This window comes from Bacillus zhangzhouensis (genome assembly GCF_000715205.1).
In the GTDB taxonomy this organism is placed as follows: domain Bacteria; phylum Bacillota; class Bacilli; order Bacillales; family Bacillaceae; genus Bacillus; species Bacillus zhangzhouensis.
Genome location: NZ_JOTP01000006.1, coordinates 101,636 through 120,558, shown reverse-complemented (window position 1 = coordinate 120,558; position 18,923 = coordinate 101,636). Strand labels below are relative to the sequence as shown.

Below are 18,923 nucleotides of genomic sequence, written 5' to 3'. Positions count from 1 at the left end.
AAATAAAATCATACGCAACTGGTAGAGGGAGATGTCAATAACCTTGTTCAATATCTGCCGGGAACTCTTGTGTATTTTCCTCAATTCTTATAACCATCTCATTCGTCTTCCGTTTCATCCCGCGAACCTTTTTGTCACGCATCCTCCATCTCTCCATTTCCTGTCATTTGTCTAAGTTCTTTACACGCGATTGAGCCAAAATGTCAATTGAAAAAAGGTGCAAAAACGCACCTTTCTCAAACTAGACGGATGGCTGTGTCCCTGTAAAAATAGGCACTTCACTTGTCTGACCATTTTCTTGTCTATAGACAATATGTTTCTCATTAAAATGAATGGGGGATTCAATTCCAGCGGCTGCGGATAAGTTAAATAAACCTTCTCTAAGGGACAGGATATAATTGCATACACGGTATTTCTTTTCTTCAATCGATAAACCCTTTTGCAGCTTTGGATCAGTCGTGGCAACTCCTACTGGGCATTTATTCGTGTGGCATACTTGCGCGCGAATGCAGCCGACTGAAAACATGAGGCCTCTGGCGATATTTACAAAGTCAGCACCCATGGAAAGGGCAATCGCAATTTTATCAGGTGAGAGAAGTTTGCCAGAAGCAAAGAGCTTCACCTGATCTCTGACACCGTATTCTTTCAATATTTGATGGACCATTGGGAGTGCGGTGAAAATCGGCAGCCCTGCGGAATCTGCCAATTCATGAAAGGATGCACCAGTGCCGCCTTCTCCGCCATCCACTGTAATGAAATCAGGATGCTTTCCGCTTTTTTTCATGTACGCCGCAAGCTCTTCAATGTTTTCTTTATGTCCGACCACAAGCTTGATGCCGACAGGCTTTCCACCTATACTTCGCAGCTGTTCAATGAAATCAAACATATCAGGAATGGAGTGGAACATCTCAAATCGGTTTGGGCTGTCAATGGATTGGTGGGGCGGTAATTTACGGATGTTCGCAATTTCTTCGGTGACCTTTTCGCCGTCAATATGTCCGCCGCGTGTTTTAGCTCCTTGTGCCAGCTTCAGCTCAAAGGCTTTGACTTCCTCGTGCTCGCTTTTTTTCTTAAATTCTTCAAAGGAAAAAGCGCCATCTTCTGTTCTCACGCCAAATAGACCGGGTCCAATCTGGCATATGATATCGGCTCCGCCTTTGAGGTGATATGGAGAAAGCCCGCCTTCACCTGTGTTCATCCACGTACCGCCAGCCATCTTTAATCCCGAGGATAGTGCTGTAATGGCCCTGTCGCCTAAAGATCCGTAGCTCATGGCAGACTGCCCAATCAGGCCTTTTACACGGAAAGGCTTTTGACATGTGTACTCGCCAATTACTTGTACATCGTCTTGATGGAGATAGTAAGGTTTTGCCTCGACCTCTTTGGTATGTTCACTTCTTCGCAGTAAATTGTCTTGATCAATCTGATACACTTTTGTTTGAATATTATCGGATTGGTCAATTCGTAATTCATCTCGCTGTTTTGGAAACAGAACGTTCCGAATGTAATAACCAGGCTTGTCAAAATCACGTTTTGATCCAAAGCCCATCGTCCGGCTTTTGTACTTCCCAGACATGACAGCTTGCTCATATTCTCTTCTTGAGAAAGGAAGCTCCTCCCGATCATTCAGAAACAGATATTGGCGAAGCTCAGGTCCTATTTTTTCAAAAATAAACCGCAGCTTTCCAATGACCGGATAGTTTCGTAGGACAGAATGTTCTTCTTGTTTTTCATCTCTCATCCAAATCCATATCAATAAAATGATGGGTACAATCAAACAAATCAATAGCAGTGCGGCTATGACAATTAAAGTAGTTGTCATGTCATCCCTCTTTTCTCTTTCATTGCTGTTGTTATTCCACTTTTCGTTCAAAGAGAAACCACTTGAACACATTGTGACGTTTAGAAATGAAGAGGCGGGGTAACTTAAAAATAAGATGACAAGGGGAGGGAACATACATGAATAAGCGTCCAAATACGTATGTACTTGCAGGATTAGGGGTTGGAGGAGCTGTGTTATTAGCGGTTAAAAATAAACAGCATTTGAAAAAATGGGCAAGCATGTTCCGAGCAAATGAAAAGGTTCCTGAAAAAGCCGGCAACCCTGATCCGTTAGATATTCAAGACAACAAGATGGTCGATGAAGGGGCCATGACATCCATCCATTATTTTAATGAAGTGAGACAATAGTTTGAAAAAAACCGTTTTGAATGATCAAAACGGTTTTTTCTTATTTAAGAGAATCGATTAGTTTAAAACTGATCAGCCCTTGATGATCAGGCTTCGAAAATTGAAATTCAACGCCTGACAAATGATAGGTTGAGAGGACATCTTGATCCGTAAAACGTAAAGAATACTCATCCTCATGAACCGGTGTGTGCCTCAGGACCTCGGCTTCTTCTGCAAATAACTCCAAGCCAGCCACTCGATCCTCCTGATCGATATCTACATTGATACATTCATTGACGTCTAACTCAATCATAAATGGTAATATCATCCTTTATTGTATAATATCATGAGGCGATACAAAACAGCCTTCATATCAAATTTAAACACGTCTTTCCCTTTTCAAATCCTTTCCTATGAAAACGGGCTTTTCCCAACAATTCTCCAGCATCCTCATCTAAAGTCACGACCACCCATTTTCAAAAGAATGAAACTTTTAGCTAAAGGAGGTTACCCGTTTTTTGCGGTCACTGATTTTGTTATAATATTTAAATGGAATGAAACGAATGGAGGAACGTTTTTCATGTATGATGTTACCGAGTGGAAGCATGTCTTTAAACTCGATCCAAATAAAGGGATTTCTGATGAACAGCTAGAAGCGATTTGTGAATCTGGTACGGATGCCATATTGATTGGCGGCAGTGACAATGTGACAGAGGACAACGTGCTCCAATTGATGTCAAAGGTTCGAAGGTTTCTTGTGCCATGTGTGCTTGAAATCTCAACACATGAGATGATTGTGCCGGGCTTCGATCTGTATTTCATCCCCACAGTGTTAAACAGCGCCCATCCAGATTGGATTGTTGGGCTCCATAAGGATGCGATGAAGGAATACGGTGATTTGATGTCAATGGAAGAGATTGTGCCAGAAGGATATGTGATCTTAAACGAAGATTGTAAAGCGGCCAAGCTCACAGCGGCAAATACTGCGTTGGATATAGATGATGTGCGGGCATATGCAAGAGTGGCAGAGCATTTGATGAAACTGCCCATTTTTTATCTAGAATACAGCGGGACGCTTGGAGACATAGAGCTTGTCAAAGAAACAAAAGCAGTGCTTCACGAAACGGTTCTTTTTTATGGGGGCGGCATTGAGAACGCAGAGCAGGCAAAAGACTTTGCGCAGCATGCAGACGTGGTCGTTGTAGGAAACGTCATTTATGACAATTTCAAAGAAGCGTTAAAAACAGTTGACGCAGTCAAAAAATCATCATAGTCAAACAAGGCGAAACGGGTTAAAATAGAACGTAAGTTCGAATTGGCGGTGAATGGAATGAATGAAATATCGAATCATCTATTAGAAGGGCTGAATGATGCGCAGAAAGAAGCGGTCAAAGCAACAGACGGTCCGCTATTACTGATGGCAGGAGCAGGAAGTGGTAAAACACGGGTGCTCACACATCGAATTGCATACTTAATGGCAGAAAAGCATGTCGCTCCGTGGAACATTTTAGCGATTACGTTTACGAATAAAGCAGCACGTGAAATGCGTGAACGTGTACAAGCCATTTTAGGACCTGGAGCAGATGACATTTGGATCTCTACGTTTCACAGCATGTGTGTCCGTATTTTAAGACGCGATATTGACCGCATTGGTGTGAATCGCAACTTCTCCATATTAGACACATCTGATCAGCTTTCAGTGATTAAGAACATTTTAAAAGAGCGAAATATTGATCCTAAAAAGTTCGACCCACGCAGCATTTTAGGATCAATCAGCAGTGCAAAAAACGAACTCATTGATGCAGAGGAATACGCAAAAACAGCCGGTGACTTCTATGATCAAGTGGTCAGCGACGTCTATACAGATTATCAAAAACGATTACTCAAAAACCAATCACTCGATTTTGATGATTTGATCATGATGACGATTCGTCTGTTTGAACGCATCCCTGAAGTATTAGAGCATTATCAGCGGAAATTCCAATACATTCATGTCGATGAGTATCAGGATACAAACAGAGCGCAGTATATGCTTGTGAAGCTGCTCGCTCAGCGTTTTCAAAATATTTGTGTCGTCGGTGACTCAGACCAGTCCATTTATCGCTGGCGCGGAGCGGATATTACAAACATTCTTTCCTTTGAAAAAGACTATCCGTCCAGTGAAGTGATTCTGCTTGAGCAAAATTACAGATCGACGAAACGCATTTTGCATGCCGCAAATACGGTCATACAAAACAATGCGAACCGTAAACCAAAAAACCTTTGGACAGAAAATGATGAAGGAGCGAAGATTGCCTATTACCGTGCAGATAATGAATTCGGTGAAGGCCAATTTGTCGCTGGAAAGATTCATCAGCTTCATCAAAGCGGAAAGCGCAAATTATCCGATTTTGCGATCCTTTATCGAACCAATGCTCAGTCCCGTGTCATAGAGGAAACATTATTGAAGTCAAACATTCAATACAACATTGTCGGCGGTACGAAGTTCTATGACAGAAAAGAAATCAAGGACATTTTGGCGTACTTACGCCTTGTGGCAAACCCAGACGACGATATTAGTTTTACGCGAATTGTCAACGTTCCAAAGCGCGGAATTGGGGCGACATCTGTTGAAAAAATTGCGGCATATGCAGAGATGAATGACCTGTCTATGTTTGAAGCGCTTGGTCAGGTGGACTTCATTGGACTGAGTGCAAGGGCAGCCAATGCTCTTGATGAGTTCAAACAGCTCATTGATCAAATGACGAACATGCAGGAATATTTATCTGTCACAGAATTAACAGAAGAAATCCTCGAAAAAACAGGCTATCGTGAAGCGCTTAAGGTCGAAAAAACGATTGAAGCGCAGAGCCGTTTAGAAAATATTGACGAGTTTCTATCTGTCACAAAGAACTTTGAAGAACAAAATGAAGATAAATCGCTTGTGACCTTCCTGACAGATCTCGCCCTCGTTGCAGACATTGATAAGCTGGATGAAAATGAGGAAGAAGATCAGGATGCCGTCATCTTAATGACTCTTCACGCCGCAAAAGGACTAGAATTCCCTGTCGTTTTCTTAATGGGGATGGAGGAGGGTGTCTTCCCGCACAGCCGTTCATTAATGGAAGATGCTGAGATGGAAGAAGAACGCCGCCTTGCATACGTAGGCATCACACGGGCTGAAGAAGAGCTTTATTTATCAAGTGCTAAGATGAGAACATTATTCGGCCGGACGAACATGAACCTTGAATCAAGATTCATTAGAGAAATACCAGCCGATTTATTGGACAACCTAAATGAGAAAAAAGAAACGAAAACACCGTTTGGCCAAACAAGAGAAAGACCGCAAAGACGGGGCCCTGTCTCTCGTCCGCAAACTCAAACCATTCAAAACACAGGTGCCGGCAGTATTGGCTGGGCTGTGGGCGATAAAGCAGCCCATAAAAAATGGGGCGTTGGAACGGTAGTGAGTGTGAAAGGCAGTGGAGATAGCACAGAGCTTGATATTGCGTTCCCAAGCCCTACTGGCATTAAGCGGCTTCTCGCAGCATTTGCGCCAATCGAGAAGCAATAAAACCAAAGGCCTTACAAAACGGATGAAGTGAAAGGAAGAAGCAGATGGATAAAGAAGCAGCGAAACGCCGGATCGAGGAACTGCACCAGATTTTGAATCAATACAACTACGAATATCATACACTGGATCATCCAAGTGTTCCTGACGCTGAATATGATGCGCGGATGCGTGAGCTGATCTCTCTAGAGGAAGAATTTCCTGATTTAAAAGCAGCCGATTCCCCCTCACAGAGAGTAGGGGGCGCTGTTTTAGACGCCTTCCGAAAAGTACGTCACGGCACACCGATGCTCAGCCTCGGGAATGCGTTTAATGAACAGGACCTTCTTGATTTTGACCGCCGGGTTCGTCAAGCAGTCGGTGACGATATCGCATACAATGTCGAGCTGAAAATTGACGGACTCGCTGTTTCTCTCCGTTATGAAAATGGAGTGTTTGTCCGAGGTGCCACGCGTGGAGATGGGACAACGGGTGAGGACATTACCGAAAACCTAAAAACCATTCGTTCCATCCCACTCAAAATCAATCGCCCTCTGTCGATTGAAGTGAGAGGCGAGGCATTTATGCCAAAACCTTCTTTTGAAGCATTAAACGAAAAAAGATTACAAAACGAAGAAGAGCCGTTTGCGAACCCGCGTAATGCGGCTGCGGGCTCACTTCGTCAGCTTGATACGAAAATTGCAGCGAAACGAAACCTTGATATATTCGTCTACAGTATAGCCGAGCTTGATGAAATCGGTGTTGAAACGCAAAGCGCGGGACTCGATCTTCTCGACGAACTTGGCTTTAAAACCAACAAAGAAAGACGGATGTGCCAAACGATTGAAGAAGTGATTGAACTCATCGAAACATTGAAAACAAAGCGTGCCGATTTTTCATATGAAATCGATGGGATTGTCATCAAGGTCGATTCCTTGGCTCAGCAGGAAGAGCTTGGTTTTACAGCAAAAAGTCCGCGCTGGGCTGTTGCGTACAAGTTCCCTGCAGAAGAAGTCGTGACAAAGCTGCTTGATATTGAACTGAGTGTGGGGCGTACAGGCGTTATCACACCAACAGCGATTCTTGAGCCTGTAAAAGTAGCAGGGACGACGGTGCAGCGTGCTTCTCTTCACAATGAAGATTTGATCAAAGAAAAGGATATTCGTCTATTCGATCAAGTCATTGTGAAGAAAGCGGGGGATATTATTCCGGAAGTAGCAGGCGTACTTGTCGATCAACGCACAGGGGAAGAAAAGCCGTTTCACATGCCGACTGAATGTCCAGAGTGTCATAGTGAGCTGGTGAGAATCGAAGGGGAAGTCGCCCTGCGATGCATCAATCCAGAATGTCCCGCACAAATACGTGAAGGACTCATACACTTTGTTTCTCGTAATGCGATGAACATTGATGGTCTTGGCGAGCGTGTCATTACACAGCTTTTCAAAGAACAGCTCGTGTCTCGTGTGTCAGACCTTTACCGATTAACGAAAGAAGAGCTCATTCAGCTCGAACGAATGGGCGAGAAATCTGTCGATAATTTACTGCGGTCGATTGAGCAATCGAAAGAAAATTCTCTTGAGCGTTTACTATTTGGTCTCGGCATTCGATTTATTGGTTCCAAAGCGGCGAAAACCTTGGCGATGCATTTCGAGGACATCGATCAATTAAAGCAAGCAACGAAAGAACAATTACTCGAAGTAGACGAAATTGGTGAAAAAATGGCCGATGCAGTCGTCACTTACTTTGAGAAAGAAGAAATACTTGATCTGCTAAATGAACTAAAAGAGCTTGGGGTCAATATGACCTACACAGGACCAAAGCCGGTGAAAGCAGAAGAAAGTGATTCCTACTTTGCAGGAAAAACAATCGTGCTTACAGGGAAATTAGAAGAAATGTCTCGAAATGATGCAAAGGCAGCGATCGAAGCATTAGGCGGCAAATTAGCAGGTAGTGTGAGTAAAAAAACAGACTTAGTCATTGCCGGAGAAGCAGCTGGTAGTAAGCTGACAAAGGCAGAAGAACTCAATATTGAAATTTGGGACGAAGCTAAAATGCTCGAGGAGCTAAAGAAATAAGAGGAGTGTTTTCTATTGAAAAAGTTGTTATTGCTGCTGACAATGCTCACACTGGTACTGTCAGCGTGTGCACCTTTTGGGGGAAAGGACGAGGAAGAGGTCACACAAAAAACGGATGAAACGAAGGAAACAGCGATCATCCCGATGTACAATATCTCTGACTCCTATTACAAAATGGTGCTGCCGTTTAAACAAGGGGCTGCAAGGGGATTAACAGCAGAGCGTCTCAATACACGCTTGGATATTGATGAATTTGAAACAGGTCTCATGCGCCTTGCAACAGAATCATTTAATACAAACGACTATCTCTTCCAAGAAGGACAGCATTTAGACGAGGATACCGTTCTCAGCTGGCTTGCGCGCAAAAAAACAGGCAGTGATCTGAAAAAAGCAGAAAAAGAAGATAAAAACTTTAAGAACCTAGGCTTAAATCCTGCACTTCCAAACTCTGGTTCAACAAAGTCTAAAAATGAAAATAGTCCAATATACTTAGCTTCGATGCTAGAGCATAATTACTTAATTCGAAAAGACAAAAATAGCTTACAGCTTGGTGGAGTCGTCATTGGCCTTGCACTGAACTCTGTATATTATTATCGTGAAAATATCGGTGATCCCCAGCAAGAGGTAACCATCGATTCATCGAAAAATTCAAAGAAACTCTTGGCAGAGGGCGAAAAAATCGCTGAGCAAGTGATTAAACGAATTCGTCAAATGGACGGTTTGCAAAAGGTGCCTGTTATGATTGCCCTTTATAAACAAGCGCCAAAATCGTCCATCGTTCCAGGAAACTTTATTGCCAAAACGGATGTGAAAGCAGGCTCAGCTGATATCGGCAATTGGGATACGATCAAAGAGGAGAATATATTCTTCCCTTCAGATAATGCGAAAAGCAGCTACAAAGATGATTCAGAGCGATTTGACCGCTTCAAGACAAAGGTAGAAGATTACTTCCCGAATTACACCGGAGTGGTAGGAAAAGGCTTTTATAAAAACGGAAATCTGCAAAAAATGAAAGTAGAAATTCCGATGCAGTTCTACGGAAAAACGGAAGTCGTGGCCTTCACGCAATATTTAACAGGTGAAGTCATGGATTACTATAAGAGTACAAATATAGAAATCAACATCACATCTTCTGATCAACAAGAAGCCCTGATCACGAAAAATGCTGAAGACAAAGAACCAACCGTCCATATATATGACTAACTTAAAACCGCCTTTTGGCGGTTTTTTAAATTGGGTAAAATGTATCAAATTATGAAAATATTGTTATAAAACGTAGAAGTGTAGAAAATAATGTATTATTATGGGTGGTAATGAAGAGAAAATGGAGATAAATATGAAAAACAAATCATTTTACTTTTTATTAGGGGGTCAAACCCTAGCTAATTTTGGGGATTCACTATATGTCCTCGTTCTTACCATCCTGACGTATCAATTAACAAATTCTACGCTCATTGCTTCAATGGTGGCCGTCTCGCAGTTTGTCGGACAAGCACTTGGAGCAGTACTCATCCCTTTCTTTATGTATCAATTTAAGCTAAAAAGACTCATTATCTATTTGCAAATTTGTCAAATTACTTTCTTCGGTTGCTTGATTTTTATTTATATTCTACAATTATCAACATTTTCTATTCCTCTCTTTTTTATCATAGTATTTCTACTCTCTTTGATAGATGGAGGAACCATTCCTGTTCGAAATTCAATGATTCCACGTTTAGTAGAAAAGCACTTTTTACTAAAAGCCAATAGCTATATCCTAACTTCTGATCAAATTGTCCTTTTACTAGGATGGCTTTTAGGAGGCCTATTTATTGGCATTCTAGGACCACAATTTTTACTTCTGACGACACTTGTTTTATACAGTTTTTCGCTCATATCAATGCTCTTTATCATCGATACTGGAGCTGCGGCTAAACAAGAGAAACAGTCTGAATCATTTGGTGCAAGGGTCTTTTCAGGCTGGAAGCTCATGTATGAGAAGCCGACAATTCGAACATTAACGATATTAGAAATGCTTTCCATGTGCGGTAGAAGTATTTGGACTGGTGCCATTATCCTTGTCTATGTCACTGAAGTCTTACATCAGCCTGAAACATGGTGGGGTTTTATTAACGCAAGCTATTTTGGTGGAACCATTCTAGGTGGCTTACTCGTGCTAAGGTTTGCAAAGCATGTGGAACAGCGTTTGTTTGATCACATTTTTTATAGCTCGGTGATCGTAGCCGTGTTGACTTTATGCTTAGGGCTGAATCAATCAGCTTGGCTGAGTTTGTTATTTGTCTTTTTATTAGGCCCAGCCTTTCAGCTTCGCAGCATTTCCATTCGTACATATGTACAGGATACACTGAGTCAAATTGAATTGCCTAAAATACTATCAGCTCAACATACACTATCAACTTTTATATACGGAATGTCTATCCTCGTTATGAGCACCATGACCGATCTCTTTGGGGCAAGAGTCGTCTTTTTTATGAACGTTGTCCTGTTTACTGTGTCGGCTTTCCTAGCATCTAGATTAAAAAATGAACAAATTTAGACATTTTATCTCAATTATTTACAAAAATACCATTATATGATTTAATATGTTCGTAGAAATGTTAACTATATGAAAAGTAGAGGTGGCGTAATTGACTAGTAGTTTAGTATATTGGCCATTAACACATCCGCAGCGGCGTGTGATGAACATGGAAACATTTTATCCAGAAACACCAATCAATCATATTGGCGGTATCATTTTCGTCAATGGGCCGTTGCAGCTCGACAAACTGAAGCAGGCCATTGCATCTTGTATCAGGACAACAGAATCACTTCGTCTCAAACTAGTAGAAAAAGACGGAGAGACTCTTCAATACGTTGATTCAAACGCCGACAACCATATTCCTGCCTATGAGTTTTCCACACATGAACACATGTTAGAATGGGCCGAAAAAGCCTTCAAAACACCATTTCAGTTATTAGAAACCTCTCTTGCCGAATTTGCCGTATTGAAAATCGGCGGACAGCATTCCGGTTATTTCATCAAATGCCATCATACTGTAGCAGATGGATGGTCGATGAAAGTAATCATCGATAAAATTAGTCAACTTTACACTGCTCTTACACAAAGCTCCTCTATCGAACAAGAAGCAGACAATCATTCTGTTTTTATTGATAAAGAATCGAAATATATGAACTCCCCAAGATTTAAAAAAGATCAGCAATTTTGGAAAGAAACATTATCTGATGTGTCTGAAAGTTATTTGGTACAGGGAACTGACCAAATCAAAGGCCATCGACAAAGCCATTATCTTGATCGACAGCTCTCAGAAAAAATCTATGAATTTATAGACACCCATCATTGTTCAATCAACTCTTTATTTACTTTAGGCCTCTTCGTTTACTTGCATAAAAAATACCAGCAAAAAGATTTTATTATTGGGACGCCAGTTCTCAATCGTTCCGGACAAAAGGAAAAAGCCACGTCCGGTATGACCGTCAGCACAATGCCTTATCGAATGAAGATCGATCCTCAGCAATCTTTGTTAGAAAGTCTGATAGACATTCAAAAAAGCTATAAGGCTTACTTCCTGCATCAGCGTTATCCATATGACGCACTCGTCAAAGATTTAGAGCTTGCAAAGGCAGGATATGATCAGCTTTTTCAAATTTTTATCAATTCCTACAGCACAAATATGGTGCAGGAGATGGAAGGGTACGCAGTTGAATACATAGAGCTTTACAATGGCTTTCAGCCATACGGTTTACAAGTTGCTGTGAAAGAATGGGATGAAAAAGGGCAAATCGAGCTGCAATATGACTACAAAATCTCAGATTACGGCAAGGAAGACATCGACTTTCTTCATGAAAGGATGCTCCTATTTGTCGAGAACATACTCATCCAGCCTAAGCAGCACATAAAAGACGTACTTCTCATGACAGAAGAGGAGAAACAACGAGAGCTTTATCAATGGAACGACACAGCCGTCAGATTTCCACAGAAACAAAAAATCCATGAATTGATCACAGATATGTCTAAGACTTCCCCTGATCGAATCGCACTTCAGGATGGATCTCATGTAATGACATACGGTGAACTTGAGAGAAAAACCAATCAAATGGCGCATTTCCTCCAAACACAAGGCTTACAGAGGCATGACTTTGTTGCAGTATGTATGAATCATTCACCAGAACTTATTGTGTTGCTGCTTGGTATTTTAAAGGCGGGTGGTGCATATGTACCGATTGATCCTGAGTATCCGCATGAGCGCATTCAGTTTATTTTGGATGATAGTCAGGCGAAGATGTTTTTCACAGATCAAGCGTCGTCATACCATTTTGAAGGCGATACGTACAATATGTACAACGTGTGGGATGACTTGGTTCAGTATGACCCGGTGCATCCATTCATTGGAGATGCAGAAGATGTCGCATATATGATCTATACGTCTGGCTCTACAGGACAGCCGAAGGGAGTCATGATTGAGCACCGAAGCTTAGTGAACTATATCATGTCTGCCAAAACACACTATACAGATTCAGCAGATGATCATTTTGCCTTGTATTCGTCTATTGCATTTGATTTAACTGTGACATCGATTTATACGCCATTGGTGACTGGAAGTACAGTGGTGATTTATCGTCAAGAGGATCAGTCAGGTTTTTTACTAGAACATATCTTGTTTGATCAAAAAGCAAAAGTCATCAAGCTGACACCAGCTCATATGGCGCTGTTAACAGATGCTGCGCTGTCACAATCGGTTGTTAAACGGATGATTGTTGGCGGGGAGCAATTACCGGCAGCTTTGGCCAAAAGAATCACAGAGGCAAGTGATGGACGAATTTCGATCTTTAATGAATATGGACCAACTGAAGCAACCGTTGGGTGCATGATTCATCAATTTCATCAAGACGATGGGGGAACATCGGTGTCAATTGGTGTACCGATGCCAAATACGGAGATTTATCTTTTAGATGAAAATCAGCAAGTGGTATTACCAGGGACAGTAGGAGAAATGTATATTTCAGGCGAGGGCGTTGGCAGAGGATATTGGCAAAGACCTGATTTGCAGGAATCTCGCTTTCTGCCTAACCCATTTGTAAGCCATCGCCGCATGTACCGAACAGGTGACGTTGCCAAACGAGCAAATGATGGAAAGATTGAATATATTGGCCGTATTGATCATCAAATCAAGCTGCGAGGCTACCGGATTGAGCTGGGGGAAATTGAACTTGCGCTTATGGCACTCGATGAAGTTGATAAAGCAGCTGTCATTGATCTAACCGATGAGGCTGGAGAAAAACAGCTTGCTGCTTATATTGAATTAAAAGAAAAAGAGCTGACGACCTTTTTACTAAGAAAAAAATTATCAGATCAGCTTCCAGCTTATATGGTACCAGCGTATTTTGTCATATTAGATGAGCTCCCGCTAACTCAAAACGGAAAAGTTAATCGAGCAGCACTGCCTGATCCATTGCTGTCTCAAATGGAAACAGAGGTTGAATGGTCCAAGGAAACAGCGATCATCGAAGAGATCATCGTAGACACAGCAAAAGATATCTTAGGGCATGAAAAGATTGAACCGGCTGATCATTTTTATCAGTTTGGCGGTGACTCGATTAAGGCGATTCAATTTATTGCGAAGTTAAAAGACAAGGGACTCTATTTAAAAACAAAAGATATATTTACTTATCCAATTTTTAGAGAAATGGCACAAGTCGTCCAGCAGGAACCGGCATTACATATCTCACAAGAGCAGGCTGTGGGCGATGTGAAATCGATCCCAATTGTTGAATGGTTCTGGTCCCAGCGGTTAAAAGACGAACATTTCTGGCATCAATCCATCATTGTTCATTCAAAGAAGAAGATGGATGAAAGGATCATGCAGGATGCTTTAAAAGAGCTGGTCATTCATCATGACGGATTAAGGTTAAAAGTACATGAGATGACAAACACACTCTATTATGATGATGGCATGCAGCATATTCCGCTGATGATACACGATTTCACGGAGCTGTCAGAAGAGAATGTGCAAGAAGCGTTAAAAGAAGTGGGTTTTCAGTTAAAGCAAAGGACCCATCTTTATCAAGGACCATTAATTCAGGCAGCACTTTGTCAAACCACTGCTCAATCACATCTCATTTTTGCCGCACATCATCTTTTAGCTGATGGCATGTCATGGCAAATTCTTGTGGAGGACTTGATGAAATTATTGCATGGAGAAAAGGTCACAGCAGAGATACTTCCGCTCAAAACACATTCATATCAGACGTTTGCGGAGCGGATGAACCAGTATGCAGCATCAGGTGATGTAAAAGAGGAGTTCAGCTATTGGCAAAAAGAGGTGCAGGATATTCAGCCATTGTATCAAGTGGCTACAAATGAGGGATATGTCAAAGATGAAATCAAATTGACCAAGGCATTATCAGTTGAGCTGACGGATCAATTGATCAATCAAGCGAACAAGGCGTATCAAACGCAGCCCCATGAATTGTTAATTTCAGCCTTAACGCAAGCCTGTTATCAGCAAACGAATCAAAAGAAGATTTCTTTAGAATTAGAAGGCCATGGCAGGGATGCTGTCCAGGAAGATATTGATGTGTCTAGAACGTTCGGATGGTTTACAACCATGTATCCAGTGAATGTGAATGTTTCTGAGTCTTTCTCAGATCATATTCGGGCTGTCAAAGAAACGATACGTGAAGTACCAAATAAAGGCGCAGGCTATGGTCTGTTGTCACTCATCAATAGACAGCTTCGAGATCATTCAGCGCCACAATTACGGTTTAACTATTTAGGTGAGATCGATCAGGTACTTAAACAATCATCTGATTATGAGATGTCCTATTTTTCTTCAGGTGCTGATTCGTCATTGGATAATCAATTAACAACTGTCATCGATATGGTCGCAACAATCAAGGGCGGTCAGCTGATTTTCCATCTATCTTTTAGTGAAAAACAGCTGAGTGAAACAGACATGACGCAGCTTTTGCATGAGGTAGAGCGGCAAATTGAACGTTTGGTTAGGCATTGTTTAGAGAAGGAAGAGGTCGAATTTACACCGTCTGACTTTGAGACAGTGGACATGTCTCTTGAAGAAATGGATTCGTTATTTACATGAGGAAGAGTCAGCACATTGTCTACATTTCATTTGTCCTGGCAGTGTTATGGATCAGTAGTTTTGCCGGCCAAACAAATGCACAAGCAGCGATTTCATCTAAAGCCATTGATCAAGTGATTGAAGAACAGATGGAGCTTGGGCGCATTCCAGGCATGTCCGTTGTGGTCGTGAAAAAGGACCAAGTGGTGTACCAAAAAGGCTTTGGTTATGCGGAGCGAAAGAAGAAGGAGCCTGTGACAGACAGCACTTTTTTTGAAATTGGCTCTACATCAAAGGCGTTTACCGCCCTTGCTATTGTTGACCTAGAGAAACAAGGGAAAATTGATCTGAAAGAACCGGTGAGCAGCTATATTCCAGGTTTTTTTCCAACGTACCATGGCAAGCCTCAGCGGATCACAGTGGAACAATTGATGCATCACACAAGCGGCATTCCCTTTCAATCCATTGCGCTTATCCAGCCAGATGATGCAAAGGATGCGTTGAAAAAAACAGTCCATCAACTGAAATCAATCGAGCTTAATCGCAAGCCGGGAAGCTCCTTTGAATATGCCACCATCAACTATGATGTCCTTGGTCTCATCATTGAAAACGTAACAAGGCAGCCATATGAGACATATATGAAAGGGCTGTTTAAAAGACATCACCTTGACCAAACGGAGGCTGGGCCTGAACGAATGAAGCACGGTGTTATTTCGGAAGGGTTTAAACTGCAATTCCTTGCCCCACATGCTTATCAAGCACCGGAATTTCGAGGCAACACCCCTGCTGGCTATATTGTGATGAATAGCCAGGAGGTTGGTACTTGGCTGCAATATCAATTGACCGATTCAACGTGGTCTCGTTTTGTGAAAAATCCTGATCACTTGACTGTGAATGTCCCAGACGAAGGGAAGCACGTTTTTTACAATGCTGGCTGGTATATAGAAAAAAAGAATAGGCATGTGGAATCGTTATTTCATGCAGGCTCTAATCCAAATTATTCATCATTTTTTCTGATCCAGCCAAAAGAAGGCGTCGCTATCGGAGTGTTAGCAAATATGAATAGCAGCTACACCGAGCAAACGGCCCGTCTTGTTGCTAAAACAATTATGGGAACAAATGAACAAGTAGAGTCATCGATGGATCCATTTCAGCTCATTGATCAATTGTGCCTTGCAGCTACATGTCTTTTTATTTTACTGCAAACGGTGTCTATCCTTCGATTTATCAAGTGGAGGAAGCGTGTAAAAAGTGGTGCTGTGGTTCAGCGGGAAATGACACGTGGCGTTTGGCTGAAAGGTCTCTGCTGGGTGTTGCTCTTGATCGGAGTATTGATCCTGCCAATGATTCTATCGCAAGTTGCCTTTAATGGGCTGCCTTGGAAAATGAGTTTTGTATGGGGACCTTCCTCTCTCATTGAACTAGCGATCTCTTATTACTTGTTTTTCGTTTGGTTTTGTACGATTGGTTTCATCAAAGGATTCATGGTGACATCTACTGCTGGAAAGAGAGGACAAAAAGATGACCGTCAAACAGATTTCGGGCATTCATCCTTATAATGATTTGTTTTATCGCAGCTGCTTCTTCAATTGCTTTTTCCCGATTGTAAAGCTGCATGATCAAGAAGTCGCTCCATACTTATTAAATGATCAATTCGCATATGGCCTCACAGAAGACGGCTTTTTGCAGATTGACTGGATGTCGACACACGATCCTGAAAAGATTATGAATTTACAAGGCATTCAAGTCGAAAAAATCAAGCATTGTGCCAATCTCATTGAGAAAGTCAAACAAGATGTGACGCTGAATCGCCCGGTCATTGTGTGGGTAGATCCTTATGTTCAGCGAGGTAGAAAAGAGTATTTGACGACGCATAGCCGTCATTCGATTTTAATCACGGGCTTTCATGAAAATCAGCAAACCTTCCATGTATTCGAGAATCGGCATTTAGATAATTTGTCGTATGAGCATCAAGTGTTGCCATATACAGACGTGCAGAAAGGGTATGACACCTTTCATGAGTATTTCCAGCCGAATGATCAATTTTACTCCTATGCGGCTTTCCACTTTGATCCGAAAAAGGTCTCGACTGAATTATTTGATCAAAAAACAGCTTATTTCCTGAGAAATATGCATGGTCAGCTTGACGCAATAGAAAAAGGAATCACAGCTCTTGAAACATTTTATGAGCAGTTTCCGCAATTGGATGACATCGAGAAGCTCGTGGCATCTTTCAATCAGGTCATCAATACGAAGAAAGTGGAGCTGTATCGGCTGAGTCTGATCAAAGAAGATCTACCTGAGATGATGCGGTTGATGGAACGTATTTTAGCAGAATGGGAAAAAGCGAGGCACCAGGCAGCGAAACTCCTTTTTTCAGGGGACATGTCCAGCAGGTACCAAGCCAACATCAAAGCTTCCTTAGAACAAATCATCCATGATGAAAAAAACTGGCTTGAAGCGTTGGCAATCAAATGCAAAAGGGAGTGTGGCGTGTTGTGAAGTTATTTTGCTTACCGTACGCAGGTGGAGCAAGCACCGTATTCAGTACGTGGAAATCTTATATAGACCGGTCGATAGAAATTCGTGCACTTGAACTCCCTGGACACGGGACAAGAATGACAGAGCCTGTGCTGACCGATTTGCAGCAAGTCGCAGATGATCTTTATTTACAGGCGTCCTCTTTCTTAAAAGAAGGAGAGCCCTACGCCATTTTCGGTCATAGTATGGGAGCTGTCCTTGCATACGAATTACAAAAAAGAATGAAAACAAGATTAAACAAAGAGCCTGTCCATGTCTTTTATTCTGGACGCTTTCCACCACATATTCCAGAAAAGAAAGTTTATCATCAGCTGTCAGATACCAAATTGAAAGAGGCGATTATTGCGATGGGCGGCGTTCCTGAGGAACTTGCCGATAACCATGCAGTACTTGATTTCTTTCTGCCGATTTTAAGAGCAGATTTTCAGCTTCTAGAGACCTATCAGTGTGATGAAGTCGTTCCAGCTGCTTGTCCAATTTCTATTTTTTATGGTACGCGAGATTTGCCTTCTGTGTTGTTCGATTTAGACGATTGGGACCAATATACAAGCGAAGATTGTGCATTTTTTGAATTCGATGGAGATCACTTTTTTATTCATTCATTAACAAATGAAGTGGTAGAGAAAATCAATGTCATATTAAAGCGAATTGGAGTGTTAGAGAAATGAACACGAAGCACATAGGCGTGATTGGAGCAGGTGTGATGGGGGCTGATATGGCTTTAGACCTTTCAGCAAATGGCTATCAAGTCACATTAGTTGATATCACAGAAGAAAAGCTAAACGAAGCGCTAGAAAAAATCAAGAAAACATATCAATTGGTTCAATTTGTGAGAAAGAAGAAAATCTCGTTGTCTTTAGAAGACGTATTGTCTCAAATCCAGCTATCTACTTCATTTGAAGGCTTACATGATGCGCATATCGTCATTGAAAATGTGACAGAAGATTGGGAGATGAAAAGACCAATTTATGAAGAGCTGCGAGATATATGTGCTAAAGAAACCATTTATTTTGTCAACACAAGCTGTATTTCCATCACAAAGGTAGGGGCCCTTATGCATTACCCTGAGAAGGTCATTGGGGCGCATTTTATGAACCCTGTTCCTCTTAAAGCGTTAGTTGAAGTGATTAGAGGAAAAGCAACTTCTGATGACACAGTTGAAACGGCAAAAGGTTTCTTGAAATCCTTTGATAAAACACCTGTTGTGGTGCATGATCTTCCGGGGTTTGTTTCCAACCGAGTGCTTATGCTGACAATCAACGAAGCCATTTGGACGGTGCAAGATCAAGTTGCCACACCAGCTGATGTCGATAAAATTTTCCGCGGAGGCTTTGGTCATAAAATGGGTCCCCTTGCGACAGGTGATTTGATTGGGCTCGATACGATTTTGAATTCATTGCTTGTTTTATACGAGAGCTACAAAGATCCGAAGTTCCGTCCGTGCCCTCTACTTGTCAAAATGGTCGACGCAGGCGAGTACGGAAAAAAATCAGGTAAGGGCTTTTTCCAATATGACATGTGAGAGGAGAAAAA

13 protein-coding genes are annotated in these 18,923 nt (G+C 41.8%); 11 read left to right on the top strand and 2 right to left on the bottom strand.

Annotation, left to right across the window (positions count from 1 at the left end; genetic code table 11):
- Positions 1-241 precede the first annotated feature (241 nt).
- Positions 242-1,822: an FMN-binding glutamate synthase family protein gene (locus BA70_RS07435; RefSeq protein WP_034320214.1), complete on the bottom strand. Its 1,581-nt coding sequence runs from the start codon at positions 1,820-1,822 to the stop codon at positions 242-244.
- Between the two features lie 137 nt (positions 1,823-1,959).
- On the opposite strand from BA70_RS07435, the gene BA70_RS07430 reads away from it, so the two are divergent.
- Positions 1,960-2,190, top strand: a complete 231-nt coding sequence (locus BA70_RS07430) for a hypothetical protein (protein ID WP_034320211.1) — start codon at positions 1,960-1,962, stop codon at positions 2,188-2,190.
- 40 nt (positions 2,191-2,230) lie between these two features.
- Here the strand turns inward: BA70_RS07430 and BA70_RS07425 are convergent, their stop codons facing one another.
- A complete protein-coding gene (locus tag BA70_RS07425; RefSeq protein WP_239646637.1) occupies positions 2,231-2,482 on the bottom strand; it encodes a hypothetical protein in 252 nt (83 codons plus the stop codon).
- A gap of 267 nt (positions 2,483-2,749) precedes the next feature.
- Here BA70_RS07425 and pcrB point away from each other — a divergent pair, with 267 nt between their 5' ends.
- The 10 genes from pcrB (at position 2,750) to BA70_RS07375 (ending at position 18,912) form a co-directional block, all read left to right on the top strand.
- Positions 2,750-3,442: a heptaprenylglyceryl phosphate synthase gene (pcrB, locus tag BA70_RS07420; RefSeq protein WP_034320208.1), complete on the top strand. Its 693-nt coding sequence runs from the start codon at positions 2,750-2,752 to the stop codon at positions 3,440-3,442.
- A gap of 57 nt (positions 3,443-3,499) precedes the next feature.
- Positions 3,500-5,722, top strand: a complete 2,223-nt coding sequence (pcrA, locus tag BA70_RS07415; RefSeq protein WP_034320205.1) for a DNA helicase PcrA — start codon at positions 3,500-3,502, stop codon at positions 5,720-5,722.
- Positions 5,723-5,766: 44 nt separating this feature from the next.
- Positions 5,767-7,773 (top strand): NAD-dependent DNA ligase LigA, encoded by a 2,007-nt coding sequence (gene ligA / locus BA70_RS07410; protein WP_034320202.1) that lies wholly within the window; start codon positions 5,767-5,769, stop codon positions 7,771-7,773.
- Positions 7,774-7,788: 15 nt separating this feature from the next.
- Complete coding sequence (locus BA70_RS07405; RefSeq protein WP_034320199.1) at positions 7,789-8,976, top strand: CamS family sex pheromone protein; 1,188 nt, start codon at positions 7,789-7,791, stop codon at positions 8,974-8,976.
- A 133-nt stretch (positions 8,977-9,109) separates the two neighbouring features.
- A complete protein-coding gene (locus BA70_RS07400; protein WP_034320196.1) occupies positions 9,110-10,309 on the top strand; it encodes an MFS transporter in 1,200 nt (399 codons plus the stop codon).
- Between the two features lie 91 nt (positions 10,310-10,400).
- Positions 10,401-14,870 (top strand): non-ribosomal peptide synthetase, encoded by a 4,470-nt coding sequence (locus BA70_RS07395; RefSeq protein WP_149865352.1) that lies wholly within the window; start codon positions 10,401-10,403, stop codon positions 14,868-14,870.
- On the top strand, positions 14,867-16,408 hold the full coding sequence (locus BA70_RS07390) for a serine hydrolase domain-containing protein (protein ID WP_034320193.1): 1,542 nt from the start codon (positions 14,867-14,869) through the stop codon (positions 16,406-16,408). Before BA70_RS07395 ends, BA70_RS07390 begins: the two co-directional genes overlap by 4 nt.
- Positions 16,371-17,351 carry a C39 family peptidase gene (locus BA70_RS07385; protein ID WP_034320191.1) on the top strand — a complete coding sequence of 327 codons (981 nt, stop codon included), beginning with the start codon at positions 16,371-16,373 and terminating at the stop codon, positions 17,349-17,351. The genes BA70_RS07390 and BA70_RS07385 overlap by 38 nt, the downstream gene beginning before the upstream one ends.
- The gene (locus BA70_RS07380; protein ID WP_034320188.1) at positions 17,348-18,058 is read left to right on the top strand and encodes a thioesterase II family protein; all 711 of its coding nucleotides are present in this window, start codon (positions 17,348-17,350) and stop codon (positions 18,056-18,058) included. Before BA70_RS07385 ends, BA70_RS07380 begins: the two co-directional genes overlap by 4 nt.
- Positions 18,055-18,912: a 3-hydroxyacyl-CoA dehydrogenase family protein gene (locus BA70_RS07375; RefSeq protein WP_034320185.1), complete on the top strand. Its 858-nt coding sequence runs from the start codon at positions 18,055-18,057 to the stop codon at positions 18,910-18,912. Before BA70_RS07380 ends, BA70_RS07375 begins: the two co-directional genes overlap by 4 nt.
- Positions 18,913-18,923 lie beyond the last annotated feature (11 nt).

Coding starts and splice junctions, on each gene's coding strand:
- BA70_RS07385 (WP_034320191.1), top strand. CDS start 16,371: ATGACCGTCAAACAGATTTCGGGCATTCATCCTTATAATGATTTGTTT.
- ligA (WP_034320202.1), top strand. CDS start 5,767: ATGGATAAAGAAGCAGCGAAACGCCGGATCGAGGAACTGCACCAGATT.
- BA70_RS07425 (WP_239646637.1), bottom strand. CDS start 2,482: ATGATTGAGTTAGACGTCAATGAATGTATCAATGTAGATATCGATCAG.
- BA70_RS07400 (WP_034320196.1), top strand. CDS start 9,110: ATGAAAAACAAATCATTTTACTTTTTATTAGGGGGTCAAACCCTAGCT.
- pcrB (WP_034320208.1), top strand. CDS start 2,750: ATGTATGATGTTACCGAGTGGAAGCATGTCTTTAAACTCGATCCAAAT.
- pcrA (WP_034320205.1), top strand. CDS start 3,500: ATGAATGAAATATCGAATCATCTATTAGAAGGGCTGAATGATGCGCAG.
- BA70_RS07430 (WP_034320211.1), top strand. CDS start 1,960: ATGAATAAGCGTCCAAATACGTATGTACTTGCAGGATTAGGGGTTGGA.
- BA70_RS07390 (WP_034320193.1), top strand. CDS start 14,867: ATGAGGAAGAGTCAGCACATTGTCTACATTTCATTTGTCCTGGCAGTG.
- BA70_RS07435 (WP_034320214.1), bottom strand. CDS start 1,822: ATGACAACTACTTTAATTGTCATAGCCGCACTGCTATTGATTTGTTTG.
- BA70_RS07375 (WP_034320185.1), top strand. CDS start 18,055: ATGAACACGAAGCACATAGGCGTGATTGGAGCAGGTGTGATGGGGGCT.